General features: G+C 71.9%; 19 protein-coding genes. 9 read left to right on the top strand and 10 right to left on the bottom strand.

Going from position 1 to position 21,462, the window contains the following annotated elements; translation table 11 throughout:
- Positions 1–121 precede the first annotated feature (121 nt).
- From ACWEN0_RS23205 to ACWEN0_RS23175, 7 genes are all read left to right on the top strand, one after another.
- The gene (locus ACWEN0_RS23205; protein WP_451977011.1) at positions 122–751 is read left to right on the top strand and encodes a GntR family transcriptional regulator; all 630 of its coding nucleotides are present in this window, start codon (positions 122–124) and stop codon (positions 749–751) included.
- A 140-nt stretch (positions 752–891) separates the two neighbouring features.
- On the top strand, positions 892–1,749 hold the full coding sequence (locus tag ACWEN0_RS23200; RefSeq protein WP_451977008.1) for an alpha/beta fold hydrolase: 858 nt from the start codon (positions 892–894) through the stop codon (positions 1,747–1,749).
- Positions 1,749–3,227 (top strand): 4-hydroxyphenylacetate 3-hydroxylase family protein, encoded by a 1,479-nt coding sequence (locus ACWEN0_RS23195; RefSeq protein WP_451977005.1) that lies wholly within the window; start codon positions 1,749–1,751, stop codon positions 3,225–3,227. The genes ACWEN0_RS23200 and ACWEN0_RS23195 overlap by 1 nt, the downstream gene beginning before the upstream one ends.
- A complete protein-coding gene (locus ACWEN0_RS23190; protein ID WP_451977003.1) occupies positions 3,224–3,988 on the top strand; it encodes an SDR family oxidoreductase in 765 nt (254 codons plus the stop codon). The genes ACWEN0_RS23195 and ACWEN0_RS23190 overlap by 4 nt, the downstream gene beginning before the upstream one ends.
- 10 nt (positions 3,989–3,998) lie before the next feature.
- Positions 3,999–4,475 (top strand): cupin domain-containing protein, encoded by a 477-nt coding sequence (locus tag ACWEN0_RS23185; protein ID WP_451976999.1) that lies wholly within the window; start codon positions 3,999–4,001, stop codon positions 4,473–4,475.
- Between the two features lie 7 nt (positions 4,476–4,482).
- A complete protein-coding gene (locus ACWEN0_RS23180; protein WP_451976996.1) occupies positions 4,483–5,358 on the top strand; it encodes a VOC family protein in 876 nt (291 codons plus the stop codon).
- Positions 5,359–5,455: 97 nt separating this feature from the next.
- Positions 5,456–6,442, top strand: coding sequence for a dihydrodipicolinate synthase family protein (locus ACWEN0_RS23175; RefSeq protein WP_451976993.1), 987 nt, complete (start codon positions 5,456–5,458; stop codon positions 6,440–6,442).
- A 103-nt stretch (positions 6,443–6,545) separates the two neighbouring features.
- Here the strand turns inward: ACWEN0_RS23175 and ACWEN0_RS23170 are convergent, their stop codons facing one another.
- Positions 6,546–7,388 carry a lytic transglycosylase domain-containing protein gene (locus ACWEN0_RS23170; protein ID WP_451976990.1) on the bottom strand — a complete coding sequence of 281 codons (843 nt, stop codon included), beginning with the start codon at positions 7,386–7,388 and terminating at the stop codon, positions 6,546–6,548.
- A 398-nt stretch (positions 7,389–7,786) separates the two neighbouring features.
- Here ACWEN0_RS23170 and ACWEN0_RS23165 point away from each other — a divergent pair, with 398 nt between their 5' ends.
- The gene (locus ACWEN0_RS23165; RefSeq protein WP_451976987.1) at positions 7,787–8,731 is read left to right on the top strand and encodes a 3-carboxyethylcatechol 2,3-dioxygenase; all 945 of its coding nucleotides are present in this window, start codon (positions 7,787–7,789) and stop codon (positions 8,729–8,731) included.
- 89 nt (positions 8,732–8,820) lie between these two features.
- Positions 8,821–9,969, top strand: coding sequence for a LuxR C-terminal-related transcriptional regulator (locus ACWEN0_RS23160; RefSeq protein ID WP_451976984.1), 1,149 nt, complete (start codon positions 8,821–8,823; stop codon positions 9,967–9,969).
- 3 nt (positions 9,970–9,972) lie between these two features.
- Here the strand turns inward: ACWEN0_RS23160 and ACWEN0_RS23155 are convergent, their stop codons facing one another.
- From ACWEN0_RS23155 to ACWEN0_RS23115, 9 genes are read right to left on the bottom strand one after another with little or no spacing between them, the layout of a single operon-like run.
- Positions 9,973–10,182, bottom strand: coding sequence for a hypothetical protein (locus tag ACWEN0_RS23155; protein WP_451976982.1), 210 nt, complete (start codon positions 10,180–10,182; stop codon positions 9,973–9,975).
- Complete coding sequence (locus ACWEN0_RS23150; protein WP_451976979.1) at positions 10,179–11,426, bottom strand: peptidyl-prolyl cis-trans isomerase; 1,248 nt, start codon at positions 11,424–11,426, stop codon at positions 10,179–10,181. Before ACWEN0_RS23150 ends, ACWEN0_RS23155 begins: the two co-directional genes overlap by 4 nt.
- Complete coding sequence (locus tag ACWEN0_RS23145; protein ID WP_451976976.1) at positions 11,423–13,690, bottom strand: MMPL family transporter; 2,268 nt, start codon at positions 13,688–13,690, stop codon at positions 11,423–11,425. The genes ACWEN0_RS23150 and ACWEN0_RS23145 overlap by 4 nt, the downstream gene beginning before the upstream one ends.
- A complete protein-coding gene (locus ACWEN0_RS23140) occupies positions 13,687–14,985 on the bottom strand; it encodes an MlaD family protein (protein WP_451976973.1) in 1,299 nt (432 codons plus the stop codon). The genes ACWEN0_RS23145 and ACWEN0_RS23140 overlap by 4 nt, the downstream gene beginning before the upstream one ends.
- Before the next feature lie 12 nt (positions 14,986–14,997).
- Positions 14,998–16,260: an MlaD family protein gene (locus ACWEN0_RS23135; protein WP_451976970.1), complete on the bottom strand. Its 1,263-nt coding sequence runs from the start codon at positions 16,258–16,260 to the stop codon at positions 14,998–15,000.
- Entirely contained in the window at positions 16,257–17,591 is a 1,335-nt protein-coding gene (locus tag ACWEN0_RS23130; RefSeq protein ID WP_451976967.1) for an MlaD family protein, read from the bottom strand. Before ACWEN0_RS23130 ends, ACWEN0_RS23135 begins: the two co-directional genes overlap by 4 nt.
- Positions 17,588–18,865, bottom strand: coding sequence for an MlaD family protein (locus ACWEN0_RS23125; RefSeq protein WP_451976964.1), 1,278 nt, complete (start codon positions 18,863–18,865; stop codon positions 17,588–17,590). Before ACWEN0_RS23125 ends, ACWEN0_RS23130 begins: the two co-directional genes overlap by 4 nt.
- Complete coding sequence (locus ACWEN0_RS23120) at positions 18,865–20,235, bottom strand: MlaD family protein (RefSeq protein ID WP_451976961.1); 1,371 nt, start codon at positions 20,233–20,235, stop codon at positions 18,865–18,867. The genes ACWEN0_RS23125 and ACWEN0_RS23120 overlap by 1 nt, the downstream gene beginning before the upstream one ends.
- On the bottom strand, positions 20,232–21,461 hold the full coding sequence (locus tag ACWEN0_RS23115; RefSeq protein ID WP_451976958.1) for an MlaD family protein: 1,230 nt from the start codon (positions 21,459–21,461) through the stop codon (positions 20,232–20,234). The genes ACWEN0_RS23120 and ACWEN0_RS23115 overlap by 4 nt, the downstream gene beginning before the upstream one ends.
- Position 21,462 lies beyond the last annotated feature (1 nt).

Here is a 21,462-nt window from a genome sequence, read left to right as displayed (position 1 = left end):
CGCGCGACAGCCTTCGCTTCGGTGCGCCACAGTTCGTCACTGACACGCTAGAATCTCGGCGTGATCACCAGTACGTCCGCACCGACCTTCCCGCACCGAAGGGCCGGATAGTCCCATGCCCATGACCGCGTCAGTCACCAAGACGGACCAGATCTACCAGGCGCTCCTCGCCCAGCTGCTCGAAGGACGCCACCAGTTCGGCGAGATCCTCAGCACCTACGACCTCGCCACCGAGTTCGGCGTGAGCCGCCGGCCGGTGATGGACGCGGTGATGCGGCTGGCCTCGGCCGGGTTCATCTCGGTCATTCCGCAGGTCGGCTGCCAGGTGGCGGTCCCGGACGAACGCAAGGTGCGCGACCACTTCGCCGTGGCGGGCATCCTCGAGGGAGCGGGCGCCCGGCTCGCGGCGCTCACCGCGACCGACACCCAGCTGGCCGAGATCGACGACATGCTGGTGCGCGGCACCGGCCCGGCCAAGCGGAACGACGCACTCGCCTTCGCCGGGGCCAACCGGGACTTCCACTCGGCCGTGCTGGCCGCCTCCGGCAACCAGCGGCTGGCCGAACTGGCCATGGACACCTGGGACCTCAACGACTTCTACCTCCAGAAGAACCGGTTGAGCACGGATCTGGCGCAGGCGCAGCGCGAGCACACCGAGATCGCGGAAGCGATCGAGCACCGGGACGCGGACCGGGCCGGCAAGCTCATGGAGGAGCACGTTTCGCGGTTCTGGAAGTTCGTGGAAGTGTAGCCACATTCACCTGAACGGGTGGCATGGCGTCGGCCGTGACACCCGTTTTCTTTTTCCCTGCTGACCGAAGATGTCCTCGGCTTGCCTCTGAGATTCTAGTATGCCAACATGGCAGGACGACGCAGGAGGAAAGGATTGCTGTGGAACAGCACGTGAGCATCTGGGGCGATTTGGCGGGCGTCGACCTGCGCCAGCGGACCGTGGACGCGGCCGGCGTCGCCACCCGGGTGGTGGAGGCGGGCAGCGGACCCGCACTGGTTCTGGTGCACGGCACGGGCGGGCACCTGGAGGCGTATTCCCGCAACATCCGCGACCTGGCAAAAGAATTCCGGGTCGTCGTCTACGACATGGCGGGACACGGACATTCGGCCAAGCCCGACCGGCCCTACACGATCGATTACCTCAGCGACCACCTGATCGCGGTCCTGGACGCGCTGGACATCGGGACGGCCCACCTCTCGGGCGAGTCGCTCGGCGGCTGGGTCGCCGCGTGGACCGCGGCGCACCACCCGGACCGGATCGACCGGCTGGTGCTCAACACCCCGGGCAACATCACGAACAAGCCGGAGGTGATGGCCGGGCTGAAGGAATCGAGCATGAAGGCGGTCCGCGAGGCGAGCCGGCAGAGCGTGCGCACCCGGGTCGAATGGCTCTTCCACGACAAGAGCCTCGTCACCGACGAACTCGTCGACCTGCGGCTGCGGATCTACACCCAGCCGGGGTTCGAGACCGCGATGCGCAACATCCTGGCGGTGCAGGACTGGGAACACCGGCGTCCGTACGTCTGGTCGTCGGAGTGGTGCAGCCGCATCGTCGCACCGACCCTGCTGCTGTGGACCGACCACGACCCGACCGCTTCGGTCGAAGAAGCCGCGCTGCTGGAGGAGCTGATCCCCGGAAGCCGCCTCGAGGTGATCGAGGGCGCGGGCCACTGGCCGCAGTGGGAAAAGCCGGACCAGTTCACCGAGACCCACATCAGGTTCTTGAAAGGAAAGTGATGACCGCACGAAACGGCGCCGCGTACCTCGACCGGCTGCGCGCCCACAGCCCTGAGCTGTGGGTCGGGGCCGAGAAGATCACCGACGTGGCCGGGCACAAGGCGACGTCCGGCGCCGCGGCCGAAATCGCCCGCCTCTACGACCTGCAGTCCGAAACGGACAGCATGCTCTTCTCACCCGAAGACGGCGGCGGCCGGGCGGGCGTGCAGTTCCTGATGCCCCGCACGGCCGAAGACCTCGAGCTCCGCCGCGTCATGCACAAGCAGTGGGCGGACTCCAGCCTCGGCATGATGGGGCGCAGCACGGACTTCGTCAGCGCGATGCTGGTCGCGTGGAACGCCAACGCCGAGTTCTTCGGTGACGGGGCCGACCGGGTGCGCGCGTACTACAAGTACGTGCGGGACAACGATCTCTTCCTGTCCCACGCCCTGGCGGACCCGCCGGTCGACCGGTCGAAGCCGCCGTCGCAGCAGCCCGACCCCTTCACCTACCTCGGGGTCAAGCGCGAGACCCCGGACGGCATCATCGTGAGCGGCGCGAAGATGCTCGCCACGGCCGCGCCCTACTCCGACGAGATCCTCGTCTGGCCCTTTTCGCTCCGGAAGTACGGGGCCGAGGAGAAGCCCTACGCCATCGCGTTCGCCATCCCGGCCGACGCCCCGGGGGTCCGGCTGATCTGCCGCGAGCCGTTCGGCGGCGGGAACGGCTTCGACCACCCGCTCTCCAGCCGGTTCGACGAGATGGACGCGGTGGTCGTGTTCGACGACGTGCTCGTGCCCTGGGAGCGCGTCTTCATCAACCAGGACTTCGAGCGGGTCAACAACATCTGGGCGATCAACTCCAACGCCTTCACCGGCGTCCAGACCTCGGTCCGGCTGCTGGCGAAGCTGCAGTTCGTGGCGGGCATCGCCAAGCGGGCGACCGAGATCGTCAAGACCGACCAGTTCCCCCAGGTCCGCGACGCGCTCGGCGAGATCACCACCTACATCGAGCTGACCCGGGCCGCCGTCCTCGCCGCCGAAGCCGGCGCGCAACCCAACGACGACGGCATCCTGTTCCCCGACGTGCGGCCGCTGTACGCGGTCCGCAACTCCGCCAACCGCTGGTACCCGCGCGTCCGCGAGATCCTGCAGCAGATCCTCGCCGGCGGCCTGCTGTACCAGCCGGCCGACGTCAGCGCGTTCGACTCGCCGATCGCCGCGGACATCGCCCGGTTCTACCGCGGCCCGGACACGAACAGCCTGGACCGCATCGCGATCTACAAGGTCGCCGCCGATCTCGCGGTCTCCGCCTTCGGGGGCCGGCACGAGCTCTACGAGCGGTTCTACGCGGGCGATCCGCTGTTCCTCCGCATCAACACCCAGTTCACCCAGTACGACTGGACCGAACCGCTGGGCCTGATCGACGGCCTGCTCGCCACCTCGATCAAGGATTCCGGCCTCCTGCCCGGCGGTACCGGGGAGGGTGCGGCGGCATGACGGCATACGGCCGCCGGGCACTGGTGACCGCCGGGTCGAGCGGGCTCGGCACGGCGATCGCGACGTCGCTGCGCGCGGACGGCGCCGAAGTCTTCATCACGGGCACCGGACCGCACACCGGCGAGGTGGCCCGGAAGATCGGGGCGGCGGGCTGGGCGATCGCGGACTTCACCCGGCCCGGCGCCGCGGCCGCGGCGGTCGAGGCCGCGCGCGAAACCCTCGGGGACATCGACATCCTGGTGTCCAACACCGGCGGGACGCGCGCGGCGAAGGCCACCGAACTGTCCACTGAGGACTGGGACCTGGCCTACCGGCTCCTGCTCGACAGCGCGATCTCGCTGACCGGCGCGGTGTTGCCGGGCATGTGCGAGGCCGGGTGGGGACGGCTGATCTACGTCACCTCGGTCGGCGTGGTGAAACCGTTGCCGCTGCTGCACCTGTCCAACGTGATGCGGGCGGGGGTGGCCGGGCTCGCGCGGTCGCTGGCCGCCGAGGTGGCGCCCCGTGGCGTCACCACGCACGTCATCGCCCCCGCGCACATCGACACGCCGCGGCGGCGTTCGCTCGCCGCGGCACGCGCGGCCGCCGCGGGGGTGCCGGCCGAAGAGCTGGAACGGCGGCAGCTCGCGAGCGAACTGCCCGTCGGCCGGTGGGGGCACCCCGAGGAGATCGGCGAGCTCGTGGCCCATCTCTGTTCCGAGTACTCGGGGTTCCAGACCGGGCAGACCCACGTCGTCGACGGCGGGATGACCTCGACCTGACGGGAGAACCATGACGGATTTCGACCAGTGGATGCACAAGCTCCACGAGATGAAGGACTACGACCCGGAGCGGTCGATGCCGGAGCACCTCGTCACCCGCCCGGCGAGTGCCCGGTGGCTCGAGGAGGACGTGACCGGCAACCCCAGCCGGGTCGGCGTCCTCGCGGACGTCCCGGCGAAGTCGATGGAGTTCTACCTGCAGGAGATCCCGGCCGGCACCGCGACGGACCTCCAGCGCCACCTGCACGAGTCCGTGCACTGCGTAACCGAGGGCAGCGGCTACTCCGAAATCGGGCCGGAAACCCTGCGGTGGTCGGCCGGGGACTTCGTCTACACCCCGCCGTGGGTCTGGCACCGGCACTACAACGACGGCGCCGGGCCGGTCCGCATGATCCTCGTCGAGAACTCGCGGCAGCTCGACGCCCTCGGCATCAACCGGCGGGAAAGCGCCGGGAACATCCCGTACGACAAGATGGACAGGAGCTGACCCAACGATGGGTATCTCACAAGTGGCCCACGCCGAACTCGCCGTCGCCGACCTCGGCGAGGCCGTCGGCTTCCACACCGACGTGCTGGGCATGCGGGAGATCGGCCGCGCCGACGGCGCGGTGCGGTTCTCCGTCGGCATCGACGGCGGGTGCGACCTGGTGCTGACCGAGGGCGGGACCGGCGTCCGGCGGTTCGCTTTGCGGGTCGACGACGCCGAAGACCTCGACCGGTACGCGAAGCGGCTGGCCGAAGCCGGTGTCGCGACCGAGGCCCGCACCGACGAACACCCCGGTGTGGTCCAGGCGCTGCGGTTCCAGGCGCCGTCGGGACACGCGATGGAACTCGCGGTGCTCTCGACCGGCCCGCAGTACATCCACCCGTCGAAGGCCCCGCACCGCGGCGGGATCCGCGCGCTGGACTTCGACCACATCACCGTGCAGGCGCAGGACCCCAAGCCGCTGGTCGACTTCCTGGTGGAGCTGCTGGACTTCCAGGTGTCCGACATCTTCGCCCCGGCACCCGGGGTGATCGGCGCGGCCTGGTGCCGGGCCAGCACGCTGCACCACGACATCGCGATCATCTCGACGCCCGAGGCCGGGAAGTCGCTGCACCACTACGCGCTCGGGATGGAGTCGTTCGACCACCTCAAGGTGGCCGCCGACGAACTCGCCCGGCACGGCGTGCCGATCGAGGTCGGGCCGGGCCGCCACGGCGTGGGCGGCAACGTCTACACCTACTTCTGGGCCGCGGGCAACCGCTACGAGCTCTCGGCCGAGATGCCGCGGGTGCGGCGCAACGACCCCGTGGTGTGGGACGACTTCCCGAAGGCGTTCAGCCCGTGGGGCCTGCAGCCGCCCGAGTCGTTCGGCCACGCTTCCTGAAGTCCCCCGAAACCCGGTCCGCCCGGCAGGCGCGGCAGCCCCCCACTCGACCTGCCGGGCGGACCGCCCTTTCCCTGCGAACGCGAGGAGAGCAGTGGTGCAGAAGTTCGGTGTGGCCGACCTGCGCGGCGTCATCGCCGTCACGCCGACCCCGGCACTGCCCGGCGCGGCCGCCCTCACCGCACGGGACACCGTGGACCTCGACGAATCCGACCGGATGATCCGTGCCCTCGTCGCCGACGGCGTGGACGGGATCATCACCAACGGGACGCTCGGGGAAATGGCGACCCTGACACTGGCCGAATGGCGGGCCTTCGCCGCGTGCGTCGCGGGCGCGGTCTCGGACACCGCGCCGGACCTCCCGTTGTTCGTCGGCGCGACCGCCCCCAACACGCGGGACACGGTCGACCGCATCCGCTTCCTGCGGGACCTCGGCGTGCGCGGCGTCATCCTCGGCCGTCCGATGTGGAGCGAACTCGGCGCCGACACGCTGCTCGCGTTCTACCGCGGCGTCGCCGGCCTGTTCCCGGACATGGCGATCGTCCTCTACGACAACCCCGAGGCGTTCAAGGGCCCGATCCCCTCGGCCGCCTACGCCGAGCTGTCGCAGGTCCCCCAGATCATCGGCGCGAAGTACATCGCGATCACGCCGAAGTTCGGCGCGGACGTGGCGGCGGTCGGCGACCGGCTCCGGTTGCTGCCCCTGGAGAGCGACTGGCTCGCGGCGCACACGCTGTACCCGGAAACGGCGCTCGGGTGCTGGAGCAGCAGCGCCCTGTGCGGCCCGGAGCCCGTGCTCGCGCTGCGCGAAGCGATCCGGGCCGGGGACCTCGCCACGGCGCGGCACCTGACCCGCCGCATCGAGTGGACCTACGAACCGTTCCTCGCCCGGACGAACTTCCCCGAGTTCTCCAAGTACAACATCCCCCTCGAGAAGATCCGCTTCGACGAGGCCGGTTACGTCACCACCGGTCCCGCCCGGCCGCCCTACCACGTCGTTCCCGGCCCCTACGCCGAGGGCGCGCGCGAAAACGGGCGGCGCTGGCGCAGGATCGCCGCCGAAGTCCGTGCCCGGACCTCCTGAGGCCCGCCCGGCACCGTGCTTGTGTGTGGCACGGCCGGGCCCGCGGAAAACTGATGGCGCCGCCCCAGCCAGCCGGGGCGGCGCCATCAGTGGTCACCGGAGTTCAGTGCGCGCCGAGCGAGCCGAGCAGCCCGCCCACCGCCTGCCCGGCGGTCGCCACGACACCGTCGAGCGGTGCCGGCACGCTGATCGGCAACCCGGCGACCGGTGCCGGTGCCGGTCGCGCGGGTGGGTCGGCCGGGGCGGGAGCGGGCTTGGCCGGTGCCGGGGACGGCTTGGCCGGCGCCGGCGCGGCCGGTGCGTCGTCCGCGGCCGGCGGTCGCGGCGCCGCCGGACGGGCCGCAGCGGTGGCCACGCTTTCGTCGTAAGTCGGATCTTCCCCGGCGTACCCGGGCTCGTCCGGTACGGCGAACGAACCCGCGGAATAGGTGCGCATCCACGCCATTACCTTGTTCAGGTAATCCTCGGAGTTGTTGTAACCGAGAATGGCACTCCGCAGTCCGGGTCCGGTATTCAGATCACGATCGCCGGCGCAGAGATACCGGCCCGCGGACTCCGTGGAATCGTAGACGTTCTGCACGTCCGCCCGGCCGTCACCGGATCCGTCCGCGCCCCATTTCTGCCAGGTCGACGGGATGAACTGCATCGGGCCGGCGGCACGCGCCCACTGGCCGCTCTGCGCGTCGACCATCCTGGCGAAGCCGGGCGAGCCGTCCAAGGCGGGTCCGTAGACCGGGCGGACCATCGTCCCCTGCGCGTCCACGTCGCCGTGGCGGGCGTGGTTCGACTCGATCTTGCCGATGCCCGCGAGCAAGGCCCAGTTCAGGTGACACCCCGGAGCCGAGCGACCGAGGGAAGCCTCCGCCCGGCGGTAGGCGTCGAGCACGGTGGCCGGAATGCCCGTCTCCGCACCGGATCCGGTGGCGGCACCGAGCCGGTGGTCCACCGGAGCCGCGAGCGGGGGGAGCACCGGCACGCCGGGCAGCGTGGCCGGGAGCCCCGCTCCCGGCACGGGTGGCCACCCCGGTTTCGCCGGTGCCGGCGAGCTGGTCGCCGCACCGGCGGGAAACGGCCGCCCGTCGGCCACGGGTTCGACCAGCAGTACGCCACCACCGACCACGACCGCGCTCGTGAGCGCGACCGCGGTGTAGGCGGTCGTGCCGACCCGGTGCCGTTTCCCCACCCTCCTTCGCCCTGCTCGGTGGCTGCCTTTGCTGCGTTTCCCGATCGGCACGGTCATGCCAGGTCCTTTCCGCTGCGTCATCGAAACCGAGGACTGGTATGCTAAGATTCTAGCATGTTTCTTACCGGAAGAACGACCGTAAAGAAAGGGTTGGTGGGTCGATGCCCGTTGCCGTGTGCGCCCTGTCCCATTCGCCGCTGATCGGTTTCAACCATCCGGCGAAAGCCGTTGAAGAGCGGGTCGAGAAGGCTTTCGACCACGCGCGGCGCTTCATCGCCGGATTCGCCCCGGACCTCGTGGTGCTCTTCGCGCCCGACCACTACAACGGTTTCTTCTACGACATGATGCCGCCGTTCTGCATCGGGACGCGCGCCACGGCCCTCGGGGACTACGACACCCCGGCCGGTGAACTCTCGGTCGCCGACTCCGCGCGGACGCTGGCCAAGGACGTCCTGGCGGCCGGGATCGACGTCGCGCTGTCCGAACGGATGTACGTCGACCACGGGTTCTCCCAGCCGCTGCAGCTCCTGTTCGGCGGCCTCGACCGCGTTCCCGTCATCCCCGTCTTCATCAACTCGGTCGCCACCCCGCTCTGCCCCGTCGGCCGCGTCCGGCAGCTCGGCACGGCGATCGGCCACACGAGCGCGCACCTCGACGAGCAGCGCGTGCTGTTCCTCGGCTCCGGCGGGCTCTCGCACGACCCGCCGGTCCCCCAGCTGGAACACGCCACGGCCGAGGTCGCCGCCCGGCTGATCGACGGCCGCAACCCGACCCCCGAAGAGCGTGCCCGGCGACAGGCCCGCGTGATCGCCTCCGGCCTCGACCTGGCCGCGGGCACGTCGTCGATGCAGCCGATCAACCCGGAGTGGGACCAGCAGTTCCTCGACGTGGTCTCGGCGGGCGAACTCGGGCTCGTCGACGCCTGGAGCACCGAGTGGTTCGCCGAGCAGGCCGGCCACTCCGCGCACGAGGTGCGGACCTGGATCGCCGCCTACGCCGCGATGGCGGCGCGGGGGAAGTACGTGATGAACTACCGGTTCTACGAGCCGGTGCCCGAGTGGGTGGCGGGTTTCGCCGTCACCACCGCCGTTTCCGCCGACGCCTGATCCCCCGGGCGCGGCGCCGGACCCCTCCGGCGAGCGGGTCCGGCGCCGCGCGTTCCCGCCCGGCTTGAGAGGAAACCATGAAGTCAACGTTGACTCCGCCCCGGAACGGCCGCGGGCACCCCGTCCCCCACGCCGTCCTGCGCGAGATCCGGGCCGTCACCACCCGGGCCCGGTCCGTGCTCGGCGATGACCCCGGCCCGGACGTGCCCGATGACTTCCCGGCCGCGGAAGAGGCGCTGGCCGAGCTCGCCGAGCGGATCGGCGAACTCGCCGCGGCCGGCCGGGCGGGCGCCGTCCTGGATCTGTTCATCGAGGTCTCCGACGTCCGCGAACGGCTGCGCCAGGCCCGGCTCGACCTCCGGGTGCGGGTCCACGCCCAGGTCCAGGAGGCTTTGACCCGGCTGCAGGACGCGCGTTCGGTGGCCCGCCTCGCCGAGTGCGTGCCGGAGGCGGTGTGCCGGCTCGGGTTCGACCGCGCGCTGTATTCGGAAATCCGGGAGTCGGTGTGGGTGCCCCGGTCGTGCACCGTGCTGGGCGATCCCGCCTGGGCGGCGGAGATCCTGCGGATCGGCCGTGCGGAGTCCCCCGTCCTGGACCGCACGGTCGTCGAGACCGAGGCCGTGCGCAGGCGGCGCGCCTTGCTCGTCACGGACGCGCAGCGGGAAGCGCGGGGGCTCGCCTGCCTGGTCGAGGCCGCCCGCCTGGAGTCCTATGTGGTCGCTCCCGTGGTCGGCGACGACGGCGTGCTCGGGCTGGTGCACGCGGACCGGCACGTCCAGGGGCGTCAGGTCGACGAGTTCGACCGCGAGGTGTTCGGCGCCTTCGCCCAGGGGCTCGGCATCGCGTTCCGGCGGACCCTGCTGGTCGAACGCCTGCAGTCGCTGCGGACCGAGGTCGGCCGGTTCACGATGAACATCGCCGACGCCATGGACCGGATCCTGAACAGCGGCCACCCGGCGGCGCCGCTCATCGGCGACCCGGTGGTCCCGCCGCCCGGGCCGGTGCCGGTCCGGACCTTCGTGGAGTCGGCGCTGACCCCACGGCAGCTGGAGGTGCTCCGGCTCATGGGCGAGGGCCGGACGAACGCCGCGATCGCCACCCGGCTGACGATTTCGGAAGACACGGCCAAGTCCCACGTCAAGCAGATCCTGCGCAAGCTGGGTGCCGCGAACCGCGCGGAAGCGGTCTCGCTGTTCCTGCGGACCCAGCAGGGCCGGGCCACCCCCGAGTCCGCCTGAGGGTCACCAGAGGCTCCACACCGCGGCGAGCGCGAACACGACACCCACGACCTGGAGCGCGTGCCCGCTCCCCCGCAGCTTCCCGATGCGCCGCAGGCGTTCGGGTTCCGGCAGCGCCGGGCTGACCCGCCCGGCCGCCGCACGGCAGCCCCACCGTCCGATCGCGACCAGCGCGGCGCCGGCTGCGGCCAGCGCCGCGAAGTCCGCGATCACCGCGACGGCTGGGGCTGGCCCGGCACCTGACCCGGCGCCGGTTGACCTGCCGCCTGGCCCGGCGCCGGTTGACCGGGCACCTGACCCGGCACCGGCTGCCCCGCCGCCTGGCCCGGCGCCGGTTGACCCGCCGCCTGACCCGGTACCGGCTGGCCCGGGACCTGACCTGCTGCCTGGCCCGGCGCCGGTGACCACCCCGGCGCCTGCTGCGGCGGCGCGGCCGGGTCGGCCGGCCGGTAGGTGTCGGCGTACTGCACGTTCGCGTTCGCGAGCTGCGTCCCGAGCCAGCCGCGCCACGTTGCGAGGGCCTTCTCCAGGGTGAGCTGCTGCTTGAGCTGGTCCTTGATCTGGTCGAACACCGCCGGCTGCGGGGGCAGGATCTGGCGGACGCGGCCGACGTTCCAGCCGTGCGCGGTCTGCACGGGACCGAACAGCCCGCCGACCGGTGCCGCGAAGGCCGCCTTGGCGTAGCCGTCCTCGAGCTGCGCCGCGGTCACCTGACCGAGGTCGCCGTCCTTGTCCCGCGTCGCGCCGTCCAGGCTCCGCTGGGCCACCAAGGTTTCGAACGGAGTCCCGGCCTTGAGGTCGGCGAGCACCTGGCCGGCTTCCTCCTCGGTCTTGACCACGATGTTGCTCAGCTGCCGCCGTTCCGGCGTGTCCAGCTGCGCCTTCCGCTTCGCGAACGCGTCCGCGACCTCGCCGTCGCCGACCGAACTGCCCGCGGTGACCGAGTCGAACAGCTGCGAGACCGCGAGCTGGCGTTTGATCTCCGCCAGCACCGCGTCCTCGGACGTGCCGGTGGTGCCGAGCGCCTGGACGAACTTGCTCCGGGCGTCCGGCCCTTCGCCGATCTGCTGGGAGATGAACCGGGTCAGCACGTCCTGTGCCGCCTTGTCGGCGACGACGATGCCGCGGTCGCCCGCCGCGCGGTCGAGCACCATCCCGACCGCGACCGCCTTGGCGGTGTCCCGGCGGAACGCGTCGGACTTGGCGGTGTCCTGCTGGTCCGGTGGCTGCACGCCGTAGAGCGCCTTCAGGGTCTGGATCCGCTCCTGCAGCTGGTTGACGGTCTCGATCTGGCCGCCGTAGGCGAAGACCGCGTCGTCGGGCAGGTCGTCGGCCCGCGCCGACCACCAGGCGAGGCCGGTTCCGCCGAGCAGCACGACGAGGACGAGCAAGGTCAGGATCCGCCCACGGCGGCTTCGGGGCAGCCGGACCTTGCCGGGCAATGCGGTGATCTTCATGAAGTGACTCCCACGAGTGTGTCGGGCACCGGGCTGGTTTCCGGAGTGGCGCCGGGCCGGGCCGGCACGAGCCAGCCGACGAACCGGGCGGCGGCCATCGACAGCACGACGGCCGCGGCGAGCAGCAGGCCGAACTGCCGGATGGCATCGATCCGCGAAAGCGCCAGTGCGAGGTAGCCGACGGTCGAAACCGCGCCGACCAGCAGCACGGATCTGCGCAACGCGTGATCGCGACGGCGTCCGGCTTCCGCCAGCAGCACCGCGAACTCGCAGCCGACGGCGGCGATGAGGGACCCGAGCGCCATGGTGATCGGCGTCAGCGAGATCCCGGCCAGCCACACGGCGAGCAGGCCCGTCCCGGTGGCGACCAGAGCGGTGGCGACGGCGCGGAGCGCATCCCTCCGCCGGGCGAGTACCACGGCGAGCACGAGCCCGGCGACGGCGATGCCGACCCCGTTGGTCCAGAACCGGTTGCCGGAGACCAGTTCGTACCCGCGTGCCGCGACGATCGGCAGCCCGGTCAGTTCGGCGCGGTACCCCGGTGGTGCCGGGGGAAGCTGGTTCAGGAGGTCGTCGCGCAGGCCGATCAGGCTCTCGACGTCGTCGAGCCGGACCCCGAACGAGAGCACGGATTCCTGCCCGTCGGCCCGCAGCACCGCCCCGGTCAGGTAGGGCGGCAGCAGGCGCACGGCCGCGGTGATCTCGTCCTTCGTGGGCGCGGACCCGAGGAAGTTCAGCAGCGTCGGGAGCGAAACGACGGGACGCAGCCGGTCGCCGTGCCGGGCGACGATCACGTCCTGGGCCTGGCGCAACCACGCCAGCGCCTGCGGAGAAGTGACATCCGGGCCGTGCAGGACGGCGTCGACCTCGCCGGAGGAGCCGATGACCTGCTCGACGTGCTTCGCGTCGTCGAACGCGGGCAGTCCGTGCGCGAAGCTCTCGACGTCGCTCTGCAGGGGAAGCCCCGGCAGCAGCGCCCAGCCGCCGGCCGCCAGCGCGGCCACCGCCAGTCCCGCGCCCAGCCGTACGGGCAGGCTCGCCGACCGTCCTCCGTAGACCTTCACGGGCGCGGGCTCCGCCACGGCCGGCCGGAACAGCAGCCCGACGGCGAAGGCGACCAGCACCCCGATCCCGAGCGCGATCCCGAGGTCGCGCACGAACGGCAACGGCGCGAAGGCCAGCGCACCGAACGCGGCCGCGGTGGCGGCGGCGACCGCGAACACGACCCGCCGGTCGGCCTGGCGCGCCAGGTAGGTCGGGAAGTCGCTGCCGACGCCGAGCAGCACCGGCAGGAAGGCCACCACCCCCAGCGACAGCGGCCGGCCGAGCCAGCCGAACAGGGCGACCGTCACCGCCGTGGCCACCAGCGAACCGGCCAGCGGCAGCAGCCGGTGCCGGCGGCGGTGCCACGGCACCAGCAGGAAGCAGAGAGCCACCGCGACCAGCGCGGCGCCGCCGAGCAAGGGAAGTTCCGCGCGGACCTCGTCGGCGAGGGCCCCCGCGATCGCGGGGACGCCGGACACGGTTACGTTCGCCCCGTCGACGGCGGCCGCGCCGACCGCGTCCCGCACGCCCCGGACGAGCCGCTCGGTGGCGGACTGGTCGAGGTTCTGCCGCGGGCGGACGAGGATCGCGACCGCGTTCGCCGACGGCACGACGAAGTGCCACTGCGGCCGGGGATTCCCGTCCGCGCCGAAGACGACCGCGTTGACGAACGCCTGGTTCTTCAGCGTCGGCAGGCCCGCCGGCAGGGCCTGCACGAGCAGCTTGCCGTACCGCTGGTCGAACGCGGCCACCGCGTCGTCGGCGGCCTTCCCGGCCGCCTTGTCGGACGCACCACGCTGCTTGGCCTCGGCCTGGGCCTGCGCTCGCAGGCGGTCACGGCGGCCGGAGAGCTCGGCCATCAGGTCCTGGGCCCGCCCGGCGGCCTGGTTCAGGACGGTCCCGGGCCCGTACACGGCGGCGACGTCGGGCAGCTTCGCGAACTCGCCCTCCAGCTTGACCAGCGACGGCAGGTGCGGCTGGTCGAGCAGCAGCCCGGGTTTCGCCGATTCGAGCAGCACGACGACGGGGTCGCCGCCGAACGACCGGCTCAGCTCGTCGAACCGCGCCACCGCGGGGTCGTCGCCCGGCAGGAACGAGCCGACGCCGGTCTCGATGCGCGTCTTGGCGATGCCGGTGCCGACGAACCCGGCGAGGACGACGAGGACCGCCGTCATCGCCAGGACCTTGCGGGACGGCCGGCGCAGCTTGAAGCCCCTCACTTCGGCGGGTCCTGTTCGACCCGCGGGTAGGACCCGGTGAACGGTCCCGGGTTCGCCGACTGCCCGGGCGCCGGGTAGGGGTTGTTCTTCTTCAGCGGGCCGACGTCGATGTTGAGCGGCAGGCCCTTCACGCTCTGCTCGTTGAAGACCATGAACAGCCGGATCGCGTTGCCGTTGGCGTCACCGCGCGCCGTCACCTGACCGATGTTGGTGAAGAACGCCGCGACGTCGCGGCCGTAGGGCACCAGGTAGGACAGCATCGGGTTCACGTCGCCCAGGGCCACGTTCAGCGTCGGCAGGAACTTCGACGCGTCCGCGGCCACCGCGGGCACCCGCTGCAGCGTGCCGGGCGCCGCGTCGAGCACACCGTTCAACGACGGCAGCAGGCCACGCAGATCGGCCGAGGTGGCCGGCAGTTCCCGCAACGCCGCGTCGAGGTCGGGGGCGGCCGCGTTCAGCCCGCCCGCGACCGGGCCCAGCGCGGGCGAAAGCCGGCTCAGCCCGCCACTGGCGTTCTTGGCGGTGTCCATCAGGCCGGGCAGCCGCCGCAGGACCTCCCGGAGCTCGGTGTCGCTGCCCGCGGTCGCCTGGGTGAGCTTGTCGGCGTCGGTCACCAGGTCGGCGATCTGCCCCCGCCGGGTGTCGAGCGCCGCGAGCAGCTTCGCCGTGTTGCCGGTCAGCTGCTGCAGGTCCCCGGACTGGGCCGCCAGTGCCGCCAGCGCGCCGTGTCCCTCCCGGCCGAGATCGCCGAGTCCTTGCAGTGCCTGGGAAACTCCCTGCTTGGTGTCCTTCGTCCCGGCGCCGAGCGAGCGGACCAGCGAGCCCAGCGACTCCTTCGTCGGCTGGTCGAGGCTGGTGAGCACGTCGTCGAGTTCGACGGCCTCCTTGCCCGCCGACGGCGGCAGCACGGTGCCGCTGGGCAGCGCCGGGCCGTGGCCGTCGGTGATCTCGAGGTAGGTCTCCTCGATCAGGGTCTTGTTCCGGACCTGGACGGTCGCCCCTTCGTGCAGCGGCGCGTTCTGGTCGAGCCGCATCGTGACGTGCGCGAGGTCGCCTTCGGTGCGCAGCGCCTGGACCTTGCCGACCTTGACCCCGGCGATGGTGATGTCCGAGTCGTAGACCAGGTTCGACGCGGTGCGGAACTGCACCTCGGCGGTGTAGCCCGCCCTGGAGATGCCGGGCAGCCGGCCACCGGAGTTGAGCCACAGGTAGCCGAACAGGCCGGCGCAGGCGGCGATGAACACGGCCAGCACCAGGGTCCGGATGTGCGGGACCAGCCCACTGGGAATCCTCATTGGACGCTCCCTCTATCGCGCGGCGGCGGCTTGCAGGGCGGGCAGCAGCGGCAGCAGGCCCGTGACGCTTTCCGGCGAGAGCTGGGCGATGGCGCGGTAAGCCGCCCCCGTTCCGTCGCGCAGGCTGGTGATCGACCGCGAGTTCGTGACGAACGCGGCCAGGTCGTTCAGGTACGGCAGCACCGCGGTCGTGATCGGGCCCAGCCGGCCGGTCACGTCGTGCAGGTCGCCGAGTGACGCGTTGAGGTCGCCGACGAACGGACGCAGGTCGTGCACCACCGGGACGGCCTTGTCGACCACCGGCTGGGCGGAGTCGACGGTCTCCCCCAGCTTGTCGACCGTGCCGGTGAACTTGTCCAGCGAGCCGGGCAGGGTCCCGCTCGCCTCGCGCAGCTTGTCCAGGACCGGGTCCAGCTGGGCGCTCAGCGCGCCGATGCTGCCGGTGGCCTGCGAGAGCTGGTGGGTGAAGTCCGGCAGCTGCGCGAGCGCGGCGTCGAAGTCGCCGTTGCGCTGCCCCACCGTCGCGAGAGTCTGCTGCAGGGAACCGGCCAGCGCGCTGAGCCGCTGGTCGTCGTCGCCGGTCGCCGACGCGATCTGCCCCAGCGACGTGACGAGCTTCTGCAGCGTCTCCTTGCGGGTCTGCAGGGCGGTCGCTACGGGACGCAGATCCCGCACGACCTGATCGGTCGCCTCGAGTCCCTTCGGCAGGTTGCCCGGCGCACCGGCCAGCGCGACGTCCGATTCGGACAGCAGCGTGGTCAGTGCGGCCCGGGTGTTGGTGTCCAGGTGCCCGAGTGCTTCGTCGACCTGCACCGGCCGCACCGAGTTGGCGACGGGCAGCACACCGTCCTCGGGGAGCGGCTTTCCCGGCGGGCCGCCGGGGTTCAGCTCGACGTACATCTCGTTCAGCGGGCTCTTCGGGCGCAGCAGGACCCGGGCGTTGTCGTACACCTGGTGTCCCTGGTCGATCGCCAGCTCGAGCCGCGCGTGCCCGCGGTCGTCGACGCTCGCCGCGCGGATGTCGCCGACGGCCACGCCCGCGATCCGCACTTCCTGCCGGCTCGACGGGTTGATCGCGGGCGCCGACTCGAAGGTGACCGAGAAGTGGGTCTTGCCGTCCCACGGCACGCGGACCTGCTGCATGGTCAGGATGTAGCCCCCGGCCACCAGCCCCGCGGTCACGAGCGCGGCCACGGCGAGGACGTTGCGCTTGAGCCGCGGTTCGCTGGAGATCCGCTGCCAGGTCCGCCGGACCCGGCCCGGGTGCGCGTTCATCGGCCGCTCCTGTTCTCCGGGGTGGCGCCCTGCAGGTGGGCGAGCGTGTTCATCAGCTGCTCGAAGTTGATCGGGGTGCCGGCGATGCTGCCGCCGCCGAAGCCCGGCTGGAGACCCACGGCCACGCCGTTCGGGTCGGTGAGCGAGGAGGCGCGGTCCATGGTCGCGAACATGTAGCCGACCTCTTTGTAGAACGGCTGGTCCGAGCCACCGCCCGCGTAGATACCGGTGCCCTTGAAGGGCGAGAGCACCATGTGCATGATCGGGCCGTTGACGCGGTCCAGCACCGGCCCGCGGACGTCGTCGAAGACCTTCGTGGTGCCCTGCGCGGTGGGGACGAGCTGCTCGACCAGCGGCTGCGCGTCGGTGAGCAGGCCGCGCACGTCGGTCAGCAGCGGCCGGGTCCTGGTGAGCACCGGATCGGCGTGCGCCAGGAACTCGTCGAGCCGGCGCGCCACCGGCCGCGCGGGGTCCGCGGTGTCCCGCAGCTTGCCGAGCGTGACGCCGAGGTGGGTCAGCCCGTCGTCCGCGTTGTCCAGGGTCCTGGGCAGGTCCGCGATCGCGGTGGCGATGTCGGTGCGGCGATTGTCGAGCGTCGAGGTGACCTTCTGCAGGTTCTGCACGATCGAGTCGAGCTGCCCCGGCTGCTCGGTCAGCACGCGCGCGGTCGACTCGAACCCGTGCACGAGGTTCGGCAGGTCGCTGCGCGGGTCCTCCCCCTGCAGGCCCTGCAGCACCGGCGTCGTCGCGTCGAGGGTGTCCGGCGCGTCGGCGAGCAGACGGTCGATCGCCGACCTGCCGCCGGCGCGCAGGGTGTCGTCGAGGTTCTGCGTCGCGGAGCGGATGCCTTTCACCGCGTCCGGCTGCAGGGCGTCCGCGAGCTGCTGCAGCTCCACCGGGGTCTTGGTCCGCTCGACCGGGATGGTGCCGGCGAAGGTGGTCCGGCCGCCGCCCGGGACGAGCTCCACGTAGTACTTGCCGCCGAGGATCGTCGTCGGGCGCAGGGCGGCGCTCGGCGTGGCGCCGAGCTTGCCCGTGACGCCGTCGTCCACCTTCAGCTCGACCAGTGCCGAGCCGTCGGCGGCCCGGTCGATCGAGGAGACCACGCCCACCGGCACCCCGGCGACCTTGACCTGGGAGACGAACGGCTGCAGGTGGTAGTCCTGGGCGAACTGGACGCGGACGACGTCACCGGGCCGCAGCGCCGTCGCGACGCGGTCCTTCTCGAGCAGCGCGAAGCCGGCCAGCAACGTCACCACCAGCACGACGATGCCGAGCTTGAACGCGGACACCGGCCGCCGGTGCCCGGTGCGAGAACGAAGCGCCTTCACCGGTTGCCTCCTGGGATCTTCCGGGCGTCCTGCGCCGCCTGGCCCGGTGCGGGATAGGGGTTCCGGGCGACCAGCGGATCCCGCACACCGCCCTGCCCGAGCACGGACTCCTCGCTGAACAGCAGGTACAGCCGGAGGAAGTGGCCGTTGGCGTCACCGTGGGAGAGCGCGGCGGCCCAGTTCGTGAACCACCCGCTGACTTCCGGGGCGTACGGCGCCAGCACCCGCAGGAACTGGTCGGCCTTGTCGAACGTCTGCGTCAGCCGCGGCGCGAGCGGCCGCGCGTCGTCGACGGTCTTCGTCAGGTCCGTCAGCGCGGGCTCGGCCTGCCGGCCGACGTCCGGCACCTTTCCCAGTGGCGGCACCGCTTCCCGCAGCACGCCCCGCAGGTCGGGAGTGGCCTGGCCGAGGGCACGCGCGCCGGGCACGAGCTGGGCCATGCCGGCGTGCAGGTCCTCGAGCGGTGCCTGCAGCGACTGCAGGCCGGCTCGGGCGGCCTGCAGCGTGCCGGGCGCGCGCTGCACGACGTCGCCGAGCGGTTTTCCGTCGTCCACCGCGACGGCTTGCATCGTCGTGTCCAGGCGGCCGAGCAGTTCCGACAGCTGTTCCTGGCGCCCGGCGAACCGGGCCGACAGCCGGTCGGCCGAGGTCAGCAGCGCGGTCAGGTCGGCGCCGTCGTTCGCGGACAGGGCGTTGGAGACGGTTGCGAGGTCGGGCAGCATCCGCGGCGCGGCCTTGAGCGCGTCCTGCAGGTCCTGGGCGTGCCCGCCGGCCCCGCCGCCCGTTTCCCGGACGGTCGAGCCGAGCGCGTCCCGGGTGGGCGCGTCGAGCACGTCGAGCAGGTCGCTCAGCTCCTGCGAGCCCGCGGTCCGCTTGGGCGGGATCACCTCCGCCGGGCCGAGCTTCCCCGCCGCGGGCGTGCCCGGCGTCAGCGCGATGTACTTCTGCCCCAGCGCGGACCGCGAGGCCACCGTGACGCTCTTGGCCTCCGCCGCCGCGTCCCGGTAGACCTCGCGCGTGCCGTCGAGCTGGAGGGTCACCCGCGGGGCGCCGCCGACCAGCCGGACGTCCTTGACGCGACCGACCCGGACGCTGGCGACGCGGACGTCGTCCCCGGGGCGGAGCGCGCCCACGTCGGAGACATCGGCGTCGACGAGGGTGTAGGTCGCCCCCGGCAGCCCCTTGTCCGCGGTGAGCGCGAGCTGCAGCGCGAGCGCGAACACCACGAGCACGACCACCCCCGTGGACACCGAGCGGAACTTGCGCTTGGCCATCAGGAACCTCCGAGCAGGAACTGGAGAACGCCGCTCTCCTGGCGCTCGTTGAGCCCGGTCACGCCGCCGTCCGGGGCGACGAGGGACTTCGTGTCGAGCAGGCCCGACGAGCCGAGCGGCCCGGGAAGCCCGGGGATCGGCGAAGGCGGGGATTGCTTGCCCCCACCGGGAATCGTGGGCGGCGGCGGGGCCCCGGTCAGGGACGGCAGCAGCCCGGTGATCTCCTCGGGGTGGATGATCGCCTGGCCGCGGAAGTAGTGCGAAAGCCCGTCCCAGCCGTTGGTCGACATCGCCCAGAACCGGAAGAAGTTCAGGACGTTTTCGATGTTGCCGGTCAGCTGCGCGGTGAGCGGGTTCGCCCCGGCGACGGTGCCACGCAGGCCGGGCCCTGCCTTCCGGAGGTCCTCGACAACCGGGCGGGCCGCGTCCATCAGCTTCTCGGCGCGTTCGAGGACGGGCTTCGCGCTCGTCAAAGCCGGGTCCGCCGACTCGCTGAACTTGCGCAGTTCGTCGCTGACCGCGGAGAGGTTGTCGGTCGTCGGCCGCATTCCCTCGAGCACGGGCGTGGTGGCCTTGGCCGTGCCCGTGAGCTCGGCGAGGGTGTCGCGCGCGGCGGAGAGGGTTCCCGGCAGTTCGGCGAGCGAGGCGGCGAGGCCCTCCTGGTTCTTGGCCGTGACGTCGAGCACCTGTCGTGTGGAGTCGACCAGGCCGTCCAGGGTCTTGCCGTTGTCGGCGGCCAGTGCGCTCGCGACCGGCTGCACGTGGTCGACGAGGTCGGTGAGCACCTGGTTCTGCTGCCCGAGCAGCTTCACCAGCCCGTCGGCGTCCTGCATGGACGACGCGAGCGCCTTGATCGAGGCCTGTGCGTTGGCGCCGTTGCCCTGCATGCCCTGGCCCAGCATCGTGACCAGCGCGGCGAGCGACTGCCCGGTCGGGTCGTCGATCGTGTTGAGCACCTGGTCGAGGTCGGTCGCCTGGCCGGTCTGCTTGATCGGCAGCACGTCGCCGTCGTTCAGCAGCGGCGCCGAGGCGGTTCCGCGATCGAGGTCGACGAAACGCTCGCCCAGCAGGCTGACCGGCTTGACGGTGGCCCGGGCGTCCTTGTGCAACGGCAGGGCCGACCCGTCGAGCTTGAGGGTGACGACCGCCTTCGCGTCGTGGACGCTCATGCCGGCCACCTCGCCGACGGTGACGCCCTTGATCTTCACGTCGTTGCCGACGACCAGCGGGCTCGCGTCGGCGAACTCCGCGGCGATGGTCAGTTTCTCCGGCTGCTCGCCGGAACCGGTGTTCGTGACCGCGGCGCCCGCCACGGCCGCCGCCACCGCGGCCGTGGCCAGCACGGCCTGGATCTTCCGCCGTGTCCTCATCGGACTCCACTCCCGAAGGCGTCGGTCCACGGCTGCCCGGCGATCGCGCCGGGTGCCGGGAACGGGTCGCTGACCATCCCGGGCGGCATGACTCCCGGGTTGTTGTCGAAACTCGAGAGCCCGGCCGGGATGTTGACGCGCATGTAGTGGCCGTTGCTGTCGTAGTTGGCGGCCGAGGAGCCCCAGTTCGACAGCCACCCGACCACTTCGGGCGTGTACGGCCGCAAGAAGCTCAGCGCGGGCGTCAGCGACGACACCGCCGAGTTCGTGCCGGGCAGGGCGCCGTGGGCGCTGTCGAGCAACCCCGGCGTGAACTGCAGCAGCGTGCCGAGGGACCCCAGGGTCGGCCGCAGCTGTGCCACGGTCGGGCGGAGGTCCGCGAGCACGGGGCGCAGGGACCGGGCCACGGCGGGCAGGCGGTCGGTCGCCGGGCGCAGATCGTTCAGCAACGGCACCGCTTTGTCGACCGTGCCGGGCACATCGGCCAGCGTCCGGTCCGCGGTCCCGAGGGTACCGGGCAGCTTCCGCAGCGCCGCGCGCAACTGGTCGCGCTGCTGCGCGGCCGCTTCCGTCGCGCCGGAGAGCCCGGAAACGATGGCGCGCACCTGCTGGTCACGGTTCACCAGCGTGCTGACCATGCCGTTCAGCTGCCCGGCCAGGTCCTTGATCGCCGGTCCGTCGGAGCCGACGGCGCGCAGCACGCCACCGAGCGCTTCCAGCGTCGGACCCGCTTTCTGCACGGTCTGCCGCAGGTCGGTCTCGTTGCCCGCGACGGTGTGGTCGAGGCCCTGCACCAGTGAACTGAGGTGGGCGCGGGTGGCTGGGTCGAGCGCGGCCAGCACCTTGTCCATCTCGACCGGGTCGGAGACCTTGCCGTCCAGGGTGCCGCCCGGCGGGATGACCGGGTTCGTCTTCGGCCCGTCCCGGACGTCGAGCTGCCGCTCACCCAGCACGGCCTTCCACACGATGCCCGCGGACGCGCCGGAGTGCAGCGGCGCGAAGTCCTTGGTCAGCTTCACGGTGACCTGCGCCCGTCCGTCCTTGATGGACACGTCGTCGACCTGCCCGGCGTCGAACCCGTTCACGAGGACCTTGCTGCCGGCGATCAGGCCGGTCGCCGACGGCAGCACCACGTTCGCCGGGTAGCCGTCGTCGCCCGGGGCGATCAGCAGCGCGGCCGCGGCCACCGCGGCGACCCCCAGGACCAAAAGCGGAATTCTGCGCATG

The organism is Amycolatopsis sp. NPDC004378, assembly GCF_053602455.1.
Note: the sequence above shows the minus strand (reverse complement) of the source record. Positions and strands in the feature narration are given on the sequence as shown.